Consider the following 15,323-nt stretch of genomic DNA (forward strand, 5'->3'; position numbering starts at 1 on the left):
GACCGACCATCCTATCACCTCCGATCTGTCCTAAGTTCAACCGGCGGGTGGGGTGATAATCCCTGGTATTTTTGTTGGGTATGGCACCCAACGGGTGCGCCCACGCAACCGGGGCTTCAACAATACGAAGGAACCAACTTAACCACCTACCAACGAGCGGGGGCGGCGCGGCGGCATGGACCGAAACCGACCAACGGGAGCTTTCGGTCCATTGGCGACGGGACGATCCCGCGGGCTTCTAGGTAGCCAAACCAGCACTCCCCTCCCCCAGCCCCGGTTGACGCTGGGCGCGGTGTTGGGCGCATTAATTTTTGTTCAGGATTTTCATCAACTCCTCGTTGACGTAATAATTACTTTTTCCCAGTTTGTCCTTGCGTAAAAACCCTTGCTGCGCCAGCGTATTCAGGTAGTTGGCTGCCGTCAATCGCGAGACGTGTAGATCCCGCATGACAAATTCTATCTTGGTATAGGGGTGCTGAAATAAGGTATTAAGCAGATCCTGACTATAAAACTTATTTTCCTTCCTAATTTCACTCTTCATCTGCCGCATCAGATTGCGGATGGCATTGATTTTTTCAATGGTCCGAATGGCTGTCTCCCCCACTCCACGTACCATGAAGAGGATCCAATTCTCCCACTGATTCTGCTCTCTCACCTCTTGAAACAGTCGGTAGTATTCACTCTTATAATTGATGATGTAGCTGCTGTGGTACAGAATGGGTAGATTCAGTAGTCCCCTCATGATCAAATATAAAATATTAATGATCCTTCCCGTTCTCCCGTTCCCATCATAGAATGGATGGATGCTTTCAAATTGATAATGAATGATGGCCATTTTGACGAGAGGATCGTAATCGTTAATCTCATCGTCATTGATGTAATTTTGAAGATCGGCCATTAGCCGCATGATCGTATCATAGTCCTGCGGTGGGGTGTAGATCGTGGCCCCAGTTATAGCATTTTTCAATTCTGTTCCCGGGACTCTGCGGAAGCCTGCGTTGTTCCGCTCTATTTCTTCTTGAATGTCAATGATCGTACTGTTCGTGATCAGTCCCCGTGACTTCACTAAGCTGACCCCCTTCTGTAGGGCGCGATTGTAATTCTGTACTTCCTTAGCGGCTAGATCACCGAAGGACTTTAAATCTAGTTCGGCTTTAAAGAGCGCATCTTGAGTTGTAATAATATTCTCGATGGCTGAACTGTCTCTAGCCTCCTGAAGGGCAAGAGTATTCATGAGAATGGACTGACTGGGGATAGAAGCAGCTACTCCCTTCAGTTCAGCCAGCGATGCGTGAACCTGAGGCAGTATTTTCAGAATCTTCCTCGTTTCTAGGGTGGCGTGGTTAGGAATTGATTCTATTGACCAAGTTGGCATAGCATAATTTTTAGGCTAAGCTAGGCAAACTTTACTTTTCAAGCATGATATTTTCCATTTTCTTTACATGAAAAGCCAATATCCACCAACGTGCATATTTTTAGCCCGGGTTGTATACTTGTTGCGCCCAACGTGGGCGCCCACGCAGCCGGGGCTTCATTCATTCGAAGCCACCAACTTCACCCCACCCACAAGGGGACGGCGCGGCGGCATGGACCGAAACCGACCGACCAGCGGAAGGGAGCTTTCGGACCATTGACGACGAGACGAACCCGGACATCACTAGCACCTAACCAACTCCGAATTCACCAGCCCCGGTTGACGCTGGGCGCAGTGTTGGGCGAATTATAAATGAGTCAATCTTCTCGAAAACCCAAATCTTAGAGCTACTTCAATTGTGAGAACTTCGTTGAGACAAAGCTAATTCATGCCTCATAGAAGTTGCAAAATCTTTGTTATTGTTTACTATCCTCAAAATGTCATTTAGAAAATTTTCAATATCGAAACTTTCCGTAGAATCTATTTCCTTTAAAAGAGAGTCCATTAGAGTCAAATTATCGTGGTATAAAACCTTACTTAATTCGATCATGCTTTTAAAGACTGGTAGCGGGTCAATTTCAAAATTGATATTTTTGACCATTACATAATCAACACATTGGGAAATTGAATGGTATGTTGAAACTAATAATCGCATTCTAGGATGTGGATGTGAATCACCAAATTGATAAATGCCTTGATCAAAATCTCTGAATTGGGACATCGAAATGTAGATTGGTAAACAAAGTAATGCTATTGAGTCGCCCATTAATTCTTCAGTAATCAACGAATAATTGATTCTGTCAAAATAATTGTGGATAAGATGGTCAGTCACAGTGAGTGAGGCGTAAATATCCGCATCATATTCCAAGTAGTTTAAGATTCTTTTCTCTCTGTCAGTTAAATTGTGCGGTTTCGTAGATGACAATTTTTCATATAACTTATTATTAAGCTTCTGATTTATGTGTGCGAGTTCATGGTAAAATGAAAAAATCATTGCTAGATCAAACAATAAGCCTTTGAAGTCACCTTCAAACAATCTTGATAGTCGGTCTAATCTCTCTCCTACCCACCGAGAATTATCGTCACAAGTTAGATCGAGAAATAAGTTCTTAGAACGCAAAATGAGGCCAGCATTTATACGAATAATGCCTATTCGGGAATTTGGAATCAAGCCAGCAGCAGCATTAGGGGAGGTTCGTTTAGATATATACCAACATAATTTGACGCTTTCACTACTCAACAACTTTGATACAATTTTTTCAAATCCACCGTATGTACGCAAACATTCATCCTTTAAATTGGACTCAAAAATATTCAATACATCATCTCGAAAAACTCGGTGATAACGTACTTCAGGACAATATAGATTCAATGAGTCTTGCAAATCTACCATGGTAGGATAAATAATGTTTCATAGTTCAAAACCCAAAATTACAATAATTATAAGGTAGATGTAGGTTTAGCTTTCTGACTTTTGATAACCGTGAAATTGGTCGTATGTCATAGTGGAATCTTTGTTTATACCGCCTTTAATGGCGGTCTTTCGCCCAACGTGGGCGCCCACGCAACCGGGGCATTCAATTGGTCGAAGGTACAGACTTTAACCCCACCCACGAGGGGGCGGCGCGGCGACATGGCCCGAAACCGAGGCTTTAGCCGAGCTTTCGGGCCATTGACGACGGGACGTACCCGGACATCAATAGAACCTCACCAACACCCGGCCACTCAGCCCCGGTTGACGCTGGGCGCAGTGTTGGGCGAATTCATCTTTTAACATAGATGCAATTCATGCTAACTTCGTGAACCTGTTTGCCTGTACCTAAAGTATCCACGTACAAAGTCATATTAATTTCTAATTTATCTTCACTAACTGAAATAATCTCTATATAATCATTTTTTGTAATCCCATTACCAACCACTATATATTTCCCATCTTTCGTTATTTCATAGCCCTCGCGATCTACCAATTGGTATCCGCCTACGCTAAAGTCGTATTTACCTTCGGAGAAAATCAAATTTACATTACCAGTATTTAAATCCTTCTGCCGAACTAAACGCCGCTTGTAGAAGTCGTTTAATTCGCGGTAATTCCTATACGCTCTGATTGAGTCTAATTCGGGCTTACTGCTGACAATTTTGCTTAGTGACCATTCTCCGATAATCCTCTGATTTAATCCAAAATATGTATTTGTGTCTAAACTTATGGGAACAAGTGATCCTGTTGAATTTATGTTACCTACTTGACTATTAATATATTTTAATGACAACTCGTTGAAAGGAGTAATTTCTTTTATCTCTAAAATTTCATAATCATAACTATAGTAAGAATAAATCAAAACCGCCCTACCCTCTATAGTCTTAAATGACCAATTCTCCACCTTTTCACCTTTGAAGCAATCTCCCGCGGTACAATTTGATTTTCTGTAATGAACAATGTTAGGGGTGAAAGGAACATATTCAGCTGCTTCGGGAATTATATTAAAGTAAAACTGTGTAGTGTCATTATCTAATCTCATTTGGGTAGGTGTTGAAGTGAGGATATTTATAATTTTGTCTTTTGCTTGTTCAACAGGAGAATTCAACTTATCCACACTTACAAAATGGATAACCTCAGTGCTATCGTTCGGAATGAGAGTCATGTTATCTCCGCCAACTCCTGTTACAGTTCCATTGAAAAGAGAGTCAGCATTCAATTGATCACCTATTAGGCTATATTCAACAGAAACGCTATTTTTTTCATCATTTGGAATCATCGTCATTGTGTCTTGAGTAAAATGCAAGATTATAGGACCAATTACCTTGATAAAATTCTGTTTCTCTGTTGCTTCTTGCTTAACCAATACCCATACAGTATTTTCTAATAATTTGGTTTCACTGTCCAATGAATTATTACAACAAAACATAGTCATCAATAATAGTAGTAGTAGCGAAATTGACCTCATCATCCAAAGATACTACCTCCTGAGATTTATTAACTATTCTCTAATTCCAAGATAATTTCACCCATTGATACCCCCTAACCAGTGCTTACCTAATTGATGGTGTAATTGGTTTGATCCACCCTCCAGGTTCGTTAATTCTTGTAAATTATACAGTGTCTTCGGGCCGGCCTAATGCCGGCTCCTTTCGCCCAACGGGTGTGCAGACGTCAGCCCGGCTACCACCGATCAACTCAATAGGCACCGGAATACTTCAACCCTAGAACCTTCACCAAACACAGCCCGCCCCCACCCTCGCCGGGTTGACGTATGCACGATGTTGGCGGATGTGCTTCTTTTTAATAAATCTCCAGTCCTGACTGATTGTCCAAGGTAACGGAAAAGGTTCCTTCATCAGAATTGACTCTTATAAATAATCCCTACTGCTCTATGCTGTCATCGGTGACGCAGGCCGACCTCGCTACGGTAGCTATGGGTAAATCTGGAATGGTGCCACCACTGAACACTAGAGTCAATCCGGCCACCAAAAAGGCTGGGTGGGGGTGGCTGGCATCTGCAAAAACCCCCGATGAGGGGAATTTTTGCAGATTGACGCCAGCGCCAACCAGCCGGGCATTCTCGCCGCCCACCAGCAATCCGGCTGAAATTCATAGATGATGATTGATGATGAATGGATGAAGTCGTTGGTGCGTCTGATAATGTTATGTGAATGACAGCGATTCTTTGTTTTTGATCCTGATCTGGCCGGAAGAAATAAATCTTGACGGCTACCGACCAGCTCAAGCTAACTAATATGTAGCTCGCTACGGCTCAATAAATGGTGAGTGTCCAGATCTGTGCGGTAGTGTAATAGCTGCCCTGCAGGCTCATATCTCGGCGATCAGGTTGTGTGTGATAAATAATTCTTGACGGCGACCGAATAATCCTACGGTGAAAGAGTGAGCACGGCGGCCATCAGCCAGGTAGAAAGTAATGGTCCGTGCGGTAGCGTAATTCGTATCCTGTGTGCTCAGGTCTCAGCGGTAGCGTTCGTATCCTATAAATAATTCTCAACGGCTACCAACTAATTCCACGGTGAAAGAGTAAGCACGGCGGCCATCAGCCAGGTAGAAAGTAATGGTCCGTGCGGTAGCGTAATTTCTGTGATGCAGGTTCAGGCTCGGGCAGTAGCGTTCTCGTCCATTCGCTAATTCTAGCCGGCAACCGAACGACTCAACGCCGAGGTGATCATGGTTTCGACCATTTCTTGGGTGAGTTTGCTGACCCGTGCGGTAGCGTAATTTCTTGGTTGCCGCTCTTGATTATTTCGGCACTGGTGGGCTGTCTGGTATGACGGCATATCCGCCAACGGGTGTGCAGACGTCAGCCCGGCTACCACCAATTAGCTCCATAAGCACCGAGACACACCAACCTCTCATTCCTTCTCCAAACAGAACCCTCCCCCACCCTCGCCGGGTTGGCGTATGCACGGTGTTGGCGGATGTGCTTTTTATAATTAAATCTTTAGGCCTGGTCGATTGCTCAAGGTAATCGGAAAGGGACCTTCATCAGTATTGATTCCTACAAATAATCCCTCCCGCTCACCCCTCTCGTTTGTGACGCTTGGCCAGCCTCGCTGTGGTAGCTATGGCTTGATCTGAAATGGGGCCATCATCGAGCACTAAAGATCATCCGACTACCCGGGAGGCTGGATGGGGGTGGCTGGCATCGGCAAAAACCCCCGATGAGGGGAATTTTTGCGGATTGACGCCAGCGCCACCCAGCCGGGCACATTCGCCACCCACCAGCAATCCGGCTGAAATTAATGGTGGATGATGAATGATGGGTGGATGAAGTCATTGGTGCATCTGGCAACGTTATGTGAATGATATTGATTCCTCGTTGCTCATCCTGGCCTGGCCTGAAGGGGTAAATCTTGACAGTCACCGACCAGCTCAGGCAAGTATGTAGCTCACTACGGCCCAATAAATGCTGAGTGTCCAAATCCGTGCGGTAGCATAATAGGTGTCCTGCGGGCTCAGATCTCGGCGGTAGCGTTCGTGTCCTATAAATAATTCTCGACGGCTACCAACTAATTCAACGGTGAAAGGGCAAGCACGGCGGCCATCTTCCAGGTAGATATGGTGGTCCATGCGGTAGCGTAATTAGTGTCCTGCGTACTCATGCCTCGGCGGTAGCGTTCGTCTCCTTTAAATAATTCTCAACGGCTGCCAACTATTTTGACGGTGAAAGGGTAAGCACGCCGGCCATCTTCCAGGTAGAAAGTGGTGGTCCGTGCGGTAGCGTAATATCTGTGCCGCGGGTTCAGGCTCGGGCGGTAGTGTTCTCGTCCATTCGCTAATTCTAGGCGGCTACCGAATGAGTCAGAACTGAAGTAGTCGTCTATTCGACCATCATTCGGGTGAGTACGCTGACCCTTGCGGTAGCGTCATTCCTTGGTTGCCGCTTTCGTTTATTTCGGCACTGCTGAGTCGTCTGGTATGATGGCATATCCGCCAACGGATGTGCAGGCGCAACCCGGCTACCACTGACTAGCATGACGGGTAGTGGAACTCACCAACCCTAGATACTTTACCATACAGAGCCCTCCCCCACCCTCGCCGGGTTGGCGTATGCACGGTGTTGGCGGATGTGCTTCTTTTTAATAAATCTCTCGTCCTGGTTGATTGCTCAAGGTAACCGGAAAGGTGCCTCATCAGGATTGTTCTTTACAAATAGTTCCTGCCGCTCTACCTCTCGTCGGTGAGGCGGGCGACCGCGCTGCGGTAGCTATGGATTGATCTGAAATGGGGCCATCATCGAGCACTAAAGGCAATCCGGTTACCATCGAGGCTGGGTGGGGGTGGCTGGCATCTGCAAAAACCCCCGAGGAGGGGAATTTTTGCAGATTGACGCCAGTACCAGCCAGCCGGGCATCCTCGCCGCCCACCAGCAATCCGGCTAGAATTTATGGTTGATGATGGATGGATAAAATCTTGGGGCGTCTGGTAATTTTCTAAGTTGCTGATATTGATTCCTTGCTGCTGATCCTGACCTGACCTGAAGGAATAAATCTTGACATCGCCCGAGTAGCTCCATTCTAAAACCAGATCACGCTGCCGGCTATCTTCCAGGTATGAAGAGTTGTCTGTGCGGTAGCGTAATAAGTATCCTGCATGCTCAGGTTTCGGCGGTAGCGTTCGTGTCCTATAAATAATTGTCAACGGCTGCCAACTAATTCCACGGTGAAAGGGCAAGCACGGCGGCCATCTTCCAGGTAAAAAGTGGTGGCTCGTGCGGTAGCGTAATTAGTGTCCTGTGTGCTCAGGTCTCGGCGGTAGCGTTCATCTTCTGTAAATAATTCTCAACGGCCACCATCTAACTCAACGGTGAAAGGGCTAGCACGCCGGCCATCTTCCAGGTAAAAAGTGGTGGTTCGTGCGGTAGCGTAATAGCTGTGATGTCAGATCAGGCTCGAGCGGTAGCGTTCTCGTCAATTCGCTGATTCTAGGCGGCTACCGAACGACTTGATACGGAGGCAATCATCCTCTCGACCATCATCCGGGTAAGCATGCTGCCCCCTGCGGTAGCGTAATTTCTTGGTTGCCGCTTTCTCTCATTTTTCGGTGATGCTGAGCCGTCTGGTATGATGGCATATCCGCCAACGGATGTGCAGACGCAGCCCGGCTACCACCGACCAACTAAATAGGTACCGAGGCACACTAACCTCTCACTCCTTCTACAAACAGAACCCTCCCGCACCCTCGCCGGGTTGGCGTATGCACGGTGTTGGCGGATGTGCCTTTCTTTTAAATAAATCCTTAATCCTGGTCGAACGTCCAAGGTAAGCGGGAAAGCACCTATATCAGTTTTGTTCTTTACAAATAATCCCGGCCCCTCTACCCTGTCATCTGTGACGGTGGCATCCATACTGCGGCAGCTATGGGTAAATCTGGAATGGAGCCACCTCTGGGCACTAGAGTTAATTCGGTTACCAGCGAGGCTGGGTGGGGGTGGCTGGCATCTGCAAAAACCCCCGAGGAGGGGAATTTTTGCAGATTGACGCCAGCGCCACCCAGTCGGGCATCCTCGCCGCCCACCAGCAATCCGGCTGAACTTTATGGTGGATGATTGATGATGGATGGATAAAATCTAGGTGCGACTGGTAATTATTTGAGTTGATAATATCGATCTCTTTATGCTGATTCTGGCCTGGCCGGAAGAAATAAATCTTGACGGCCACCGACCAGCTCAATCTAATAATCACTTCAATGCGGCTGCTTAAATACTGAGTGTCCAGTGCCGTGCGGTAGCGTAATAAGTATCCTGCGTACTCAGGTTTCGGCGGTAGCGTTCGTGTTCTATAAATAATTCTCAACGGCTACCAGCTAATTCAACCTTGAAAGGGCAAGCACGGCGGCCATCTTCTTGGTAAAAAATGGTAATCTGGGCGGTAGCGTAATATGTATGATGCAGGTTCAGGTCTGGGTGGTAGCGTCCTTGTCCACTCGCTGATTCTAGCCGGCTACCGAATGACTCAAGCCTAAAGTGATCATCCTCTCGACCATCATCGGAGCAAGCATGCGGAACCTTGCGGTAGCGTAATTTCTTGGTTGCCGCTTTCATATATTTCGGCACTGCTGAGTCGTCTGGTATGATGGCATATCCGCCAACGGATGCAGCCACGCAGCCGGCCTTAGCCGGTTGGCGTGGCTGCTGTGTTGCCCGCATATTATTAATTATTTTAAATCATAACAATCTAATTTAGGCGGTAAGCTAACTTATATTTTTCATGGTACATCTGATCTTCTAAATATTTATGTATTGTTATTTGCCATTGCAGAAAAATTCTAATCGTTCTTTCGTCTAAGCCAATTGGAACATATATTATTGCTAAATCATCACCGCCATAGATATTACCTATGCCATAGGCTGCAAACCCATATGTCTCTCCAGAGTACTTCAAGTTTTGTGTAAATCTTCTAAATTCGTTATGAAAATCTTGAAATTTTGCAAGTGACGTATCTAAGCTTGCCTTTTCCCGTAAGAAAATATCATACGACTTGGCTAAATTTATAAGTTCACGGGCTCCGTATGTCAGACGATAATTGTTTTCATCTGTCAATCGATAGGTATTTATCGAGGAACTTAAAGCATCTACTGCCTGAGTAAATTTATTATTTTCTGCGGATCGATACGATAATGAATATACTAAATCATCAATACCTTTCTTGATTGGAACAGGGACATTGACGTTATCATCCGTGGTAAAGTGTAATTTGATAATTCCTTCAAATGGAATTTCTCTTGTATTGAAAGTTTCGCCAGTTATTACACCAGACAAATTTGAAAGTGCATTGAATGCAGCCCTAACCACACTAGGCTTTAATAAATTATCATCAACTTTCTTCTTTATTGGTATGTATATAGGACTATTGTTATATATTAATCGTAATGAGTCTCTACTATTCGCTTTTCTTGAAAATTCAACTGAATTGAGAGGAATGTCGAAATCTGAATCAAACAGCAAATACTCGTCGTCGTTTTTCTTTTGTGTTTCTAAAAGATCATTTAAAAGTTTTGTTGCAATTGTACTGTTGATAGCCGTATTGATGTAGCCTTCCAAAACATTATTTATAGCATCTTGCTGTTTGTTCTGTTTGATAATTTTCACTTTAATACCAACATTCGTGATTTTATCAAGAGCTAAGAGAGACGTCAGCTTATTTTGAACCAATCGGTGTACGCTATTTTTATCTTCGATTGTTTGTTGATATAGTTTTGAAAAAGTGTATTTTGGCAATGGTTTATCTACTCCACCCTGCCATTCATAAAAATTGACTTCCAAGTGAATATAAAATTCACCTTGCGCCGATGTCCAATATATAAGTTCATCAAGATTAACTGAAGTATTACTTAGTCGAGTTACGAATCGATTTATTTCGCTATAATCGATGTTATCTGCATCAGGAAATATTCCGTCCAAGCCTGGTGGAAGTTCGCTTCTTTCTTGTCCAACTAAGTTGACCGGAATAATTATGGCAAATAAAGTAAAAGCAATAAAGAACAAGTATTTTTTATTGGCGATTGAATTTAAGGATATAGTTGCTTTCATCTCGAATAGTAGAATTGACGGGTTATGTTTTACTAAGTAGGATGACCAAATCTACTTTACAAGTTCATTGCCTAAGTGTCAAGTTATTACTGGTACTTGGCGTAAAAAATTGTAAAGTAAATTCAGTTCAAGTACTTACCAGTCATAAAGTTAAGGAACAGTAACAAAATTAGTATAAGCTCAATAGCGTATCTTACTTTACTTCATAACTATCCACTAAGAAATATTGAAAGGTAGTACTGTACTAGTTGCGGGCAACGGGTGCGCCCACGCAGCCGGGGCTTCAAGGATAGAACCGAGCAGCTTCCAGTCAACGAAAAGGGGGCGGGGCGGCGGCATGGGCCAAAACCGACCAACGGGAGCTTTTGGCCCATTGGCGACGACACGACCCCGGACTTCCAATAGCAATTACCTGCTTCCAATCACCCAGCCCCGGTTGACGCTGGGCGCGGTGTTGGGCGCATTTTACCTTTTGGTAGTTACTAAAAGTACGTTTTAACCGCAAATTCGAATTGGTCAATGAATATCCGTTTGAAAGGTGTAATATTGTTTCTCTCGTAAAATATTAACATCGCTTTCTTGTAGTCAATCGAACTTACGGTCCTAAACGATAATGGACAGTATTTATGACCGATTAACAGGGCATTACTGGTTATTCTCGCTGTTCTTTTGTTTCCGTCACTAAACCCCTGGATGTAAGAAACCAATACCAAGGCAAGTAAGGCTTTATCAAATACGTTGGACTTCGAATTAATAAGATGGCACATTTCAATAAAGGCCTCTTTGATCTGAAATTCATTGTCTAATGGTCGATAGTTCGTTCCCGTGATTCCAACTCTTCTGCTTCGCAAATTCCTGTCGATTCCCAGCTCATTAACCAGAATACTATGAATGTCCTCAATACGTCTAACGGATAGAATTTCAAGATAGGTGGGATTATCAACAATGAAATCAATCGCCTCTTTATGGTTTAGCAGCATTACCGCATCATCCTTCGTCTTGCCGGCCGCAGTTTCCTTATCCTTCAGTAGTCTTTCCGTTTCCAGTAAGGTGTAGGTATTACCTTCAATTTGGGAAGATTTCCAGCTCAGGTCAATGGCCAACCTTTCCACCTCCTTTTGGTATTGGGTGGGGCTGAGTCCAGACACATTTTTTCTATACTCACCCTGAAGTGTCTCTAATTTTCGATACTCTTCATCAGTGAAGAGGTCAACTCGGTGCAAATCCTCACGAAGTAGTTTGTGGTTGAAAGCTTTTTGAATATCCCTTTCATCAATATCTTGTTGAAAGTATTCGTCAATGTCGATAGAGTGGAGTATACTATAGGACTTACTCAATGAATAGCTTGTGTATCTATTGAGCCCTTCTTTTTCAATCAGCTTTTTATCGACCAGCTGATCAAGTACCCTTTTAGTAGTCTTGGCACTCTTGGTGGATTTTATTCTGTCGTGAATCTCGGAGGAAGTAAGTCCAGATTGACTGGAAAGAAGTTTAAGGATTTGTGCTTGTAGGTCCATTAGAACAATCTTATCGGACAAAAATACTGTTTTAATCGGACATATTTATCGTATTTTGTCCTTTCACGAAAACATTTTTGTCCCTGAACAAGTAGTAGCACGTCATCAGGGTTTGATCATCATCACCTGCTGGACACCACGAGCACGGGTTCGTTTTTCTGGTCGATGCTCCTTGGAACTTGTATTCTCTGTATGCTATGGTAGTGGTTGCGCCCAACGGGTGTGCAGACGTCAGCCCGGCTACCACCGACTAGCTCTATAGGCATCGAGACACACTAACCTCTCACTCCTTCTCCAAACAGAACCCTCCCCCACCCTCGCCGGGTTGGCGTATGCACGGTGTTGGCGGATGTGCTTTTTTCTTAATAAATCTCTTGTTCTGATCGATTGTCCAAGGTAACTGGAAAGGTTCCTTTATCAGAATTGACTCTTATAAATAATCCCTACTGCTCTATACTGTTATCCGTGACGCGGGCAGCCTCGCTGCGGTAGCTATGGGGAATCAGGAATGGGGCCACCATTGAGCACTAAAAGCAATTCGGTTACCAACGAGGCTGAGTGGGGGTGGCTGGCATCTGCAAAAACCCCCGAGGAGGGGAATTTTTGCAGATTGACGCCAGCGCCAACCAGCCGGGCAGCCTCGCCACCCACCAGCAATCCGGCTGACCGTTATGGTTGATGATGGATGGATGAAATCCTAGTGCGTCTGGTAATTTTTGAGTTGATGATATCGATTACTTGTAGCTGATCCTGGCCTGGCCTGAAGGAATAATCTTGACGGCCACCGATCAGCTCAAGCTAATGTGTAGCTCACTACGGCTCTCTGGAGACTAAGTGTCCAGATCCGTGCGGTAGCGTAATTAGTGTCCTGCGTGCTCATGTCTCGGCGGTAGCGTTCGTCTCATGTAAATAATTCTCAACGACTACCAACTAATTCAACGGCGAGAGGGTAAGCACACCGGCCATCTTCCAGGCAAAAAGTGGTGGTTCGTGCGGTAGCGTAATATCTATGATGCGGGTTTAGGTTTGGGCGGGAGCGTTCTTTTCTAATTGCTAATTCTAGCCGGCAACCGAATTACTCAATGCCTAGGTAATCATCCTTTCGACCATTTCTTGGGTGAGTTTGCTAACCCGTGCGGTAGCGTCATTTCTTGGTTGCCGTTTTTATCTGTTCGGCACTGCTGGGCTGTCTAGCATGATGGCATATCCGCCAACGGGGGCCTACCCGACGGCCGCCAACACTAAGAACCACTTTGGGTGGTGTATTTTAATTTAGCCTCTTTCAAACCACAAATAGCACCCGAAAGCTTACCCGGCGGCTGTGCGGGTAGGCGGTGTTAGATGCATGTTTTTCGAATGCGCACCTTAGCCCCAAATTTCTTTACGGGATGAATTCGATATCCTTTGGCTGTAGAATTGAGAATCCTTACAAACTTATCGTTAAGGTCTTTTTTAGCTCGATTTTCGCAATTTCTTTTATTCTTTGTTTCATTAAACTCGACGATAAGTTCGTTTTGGTTAAATTTTATGACCAATGAGTCAATATCTGTAACATCTCTTTTGCTGGGTGGCTTAGAATAGTCGTATATCCGTATTCGATCTAAACATGCTACGGTAAATCCATCAAATCTTCTTGAAGTCGCTTTTTGAATGTGTTCAAGTTCTTTAACGCGGTCTTCATTCTTTTGAAGAAACTTTTCTTTTTCGGTTTCAATCAATTTATCTAATTCATTTGTCCCATCAGGATAAATGATTCCAAAGCTAGTTGTTTCGTGATAGTTATCTAAATCAAAATAGAATTTGTCATGAATAAAGAGTCGAATGATTGACCAAGATATATTCTTAAAAAATTTCTTATCAGCCCTAAAGTGCTGTTGTTGAAGATCGTGTGACAGCAATCCTAATACTGGCAATAATATTTTTTCACGTTTGTCATTATCTATTCCTTCGCTTTCTAGACCTTTAACTATAGCTTGGGTGATAGGCCTATGAATTGCGACTACTTCCAACAGTTGCTTACGATCTACAATTTGAGTAAGATTAACTGTATGTGTAAGTAACAATCCAATTTTATTGATATCAAACGTTTCAGTTTCATAATAGATATCTAGAACCGTTTCTCTTGTAATACTATTAAAATCTATGCTGGATTCGAAGCTTCTATCTATTGACTTAATTTGTTGTAAAATATTAAAATGATCTTTAATCTTTTGACCTTTCGCTAAAATGTACTTCTTTCGAATTATGTGTCGTAGATGAGTGATACTAGGGTTCGATAATCCTTCCAACAAGGCAGTTTCAACAATATCTTTAAAGCTTAAATCTACTAAATTATTTAAAGCTCTCACTTCGTAGGATCGCTGTAAAGTCTGCGCTTGAGTTGATAAATATAATTTGTCGTAAAGCAGATTAGTTAGAGGATCGTAAAGTTGTGAAAGTTTCCTTCCTTGAAACTTATCCACGTTGAAGTCGAAAGAAAGTATAGTTGACAATATATCAATTGAGACTGGCAGATGGGAATTTTGAGTATCTAATGCTATTATTGATAAAGTTCTTATATTACTATACAAAGTTTTTAAACGAACTAACTTCAATTGATCGGTTACACCTTCAATAGTTGAAGCAGGCATCAATAATAATTTATAAAGGCTCGTATATTTTAATTGCTTTGACTTGTTTCGAGGAAATATTTTGCTTATTCTGTATAGAGATATGATGTGGTGAAATTTTATGTAATCAAACCTGTCGATCACCTTACCAGCCCATACCTTTAAATCTTTATCTAGTATATATTTCGACAAGTATGACTTAAAGCCTCTTCTCTTGACAGCATGGAGCATCAATGCCTTTTCGTCACCAATAGTATGTTTGCAATGGCCAAGATTTGATAATAAGAACCAAGTCTTCAATATTTCGTTGCCACCATAGTTTACACCTTTGATCCTGAGTCCGCCTTGAGAAGTAGTTGTCCCTTTGAAGGAATTTTCAACTAATTCGGAAATCACCGATTGAATCATTAGGTAGTCGTACCTGGTGTGATGTAAAGTGTTAAAAGTATAAGACAATAATCCGAGGTGGTTAATATCTTTCTGTCTATCGATCTCATTAACCCTGATAAATTTTTCATACAAATCACCAGCGGCTCCAATGAAATTTACGCTTACCTTTCCAAACAAGGGTGAAAAATCCTCGATCCGTACTTCACTCATTATCTATATTCTGTAATGTTGTTTATTGGTTGCATCTAACGGGTGTGCAGACGTCAGCCCGGCTACCACCGACTAGCTCTATAGACACCGAAATACACCAACCTTTCAGTTCTTCCTTAAACAGAACCCTCCCGCATCCTCGCCGGGTTG

General features: G+C 43.6%; 6 protein-coding genes. All 6 read right to left on the reverse strand.

Annotated features, from left to right (window positions below; genetic code table 11):
* Positions 1-304 precede the first annotated feature (304 nt).
* The 6 genes from GGR28_RS18655 to GGR28_RS18680 all read right to left on the reverse strand — a co-directional run bounded on the left by GGR28_RS18655 (position 305) and on the right by GGR28_RS18680 (position 15,173).
* On the reverse strand, positions 305-1,375 hold the full coding sequence (locus GGR28_RS18655; protein WP_183497352.1) for a Fic family protein: 1,071 nt from the start codon (positions 1,373-1,375) through the stop codon (positions 305-307).
* 391 nt (positions 1,376-1,766) lie between these two features.
* A complete protein-coding gene (locus GGR28_RS18660) occupies positions 1,767-2,807 on the reverse strand; it encodes a hypothetical protein (RefSeq protein ID WP_183497353.1) in 1,041 nt (346 codons plus the stop codon).
* Between the two features lie 370 nt (positions 2,808-3,177).
* A complete protein-coding gene (locus tag GGR28_RS18665) occupies positions 3,178-4,296 on the reverse strand; it encodes a hypothetical protein (protein WP_183497354.1) in 1,119 nt (372 codons plus the stop codon).
* A gap of 4,795 nt (positions 4,297-9,091) precedes the next feature.
* A complete protein-coding gene (locus GGR28_RS18670) occupies positions 9,092-10,447 on the reverse strand; it encodes a hypothetical protein (protein WP_183497355.1) in 1,356 nt (451 codons plus the stop codon).
* 482 nt (positions 10,448-10,929) lie between these two features.
* Positions 10,930-11,964 (reverse strand): Fic family protein, encoded by a 1,035-nt coding sequence (locus GGR28_RS18675; RefSeq protein WP_183497357.1) that lies wholly within the window; start codon positions 11,962-11,964, stop codon positions 10,930-10,932.
* Positions 11,965-13,301: 1,337 nt separating this feature from the next.
* Positions 13,302-15,173: a hypothetical protein gene (locus GGR28_RS18680; RefSeq protein ID WP_183497356.1), complete on the reverse strand. Its 1,872-nt coding sequence runs from the start codon at positions 15,171-15,173 to the stop codon at positions 13,302-13,304.
* Between the last annotated feature and the right edge of the window lie 150 nt (positions 15,174-15,323).

The organism is Neolewinella aquimaris (assembly GCF_014197245.1).
GTDB classification, from domain to species: Bacteria; Bacteroidota; Bacteroidia; order Chitinophagales; family Saprospiraceae; genus Neolewinella; species Neolewinella aquimaris.

Bases quoted from the DNA above. Each gene is read 5' to 3' on its own strand.
- GGR28_RS18655 (WP_183497352.1), bottom strand. From the start codon at position 1,375: ATGCCAACTTGGTCAATAGAATCAATTCCTAACCACGCCACCCTAGAA.
- GGR28_RS18660 (WP_183497353.1), bottom strand. From the start codon at position 2,807: ATGGTAGATTTGCAAGACTCATTGAATCTATATTGTCCTGAAGTACGT.
- GGR28_RS18670 (WP_183497355.1), bottom strand. From the start codon at position 10,447: ATGAAAGCAACTATATCCTTAAATTCAATCGCCAATAAAAAATACTTG.
- GGR28_RS18675 (WP_183497357.1), bottom strand. From the start codon at position 11,964: ATGGACCTACAAGCACAAATCCTTAAACTTCTTTCCAGTCAATCTGGA.
- GGR28_RS18680 (WP_183497356.1), bottom strand. From the start codon at position 15,173: ATGAGTGAAGTACGGATCGAGGATTTTTCACCCTTGTTTGGAAAGGTA.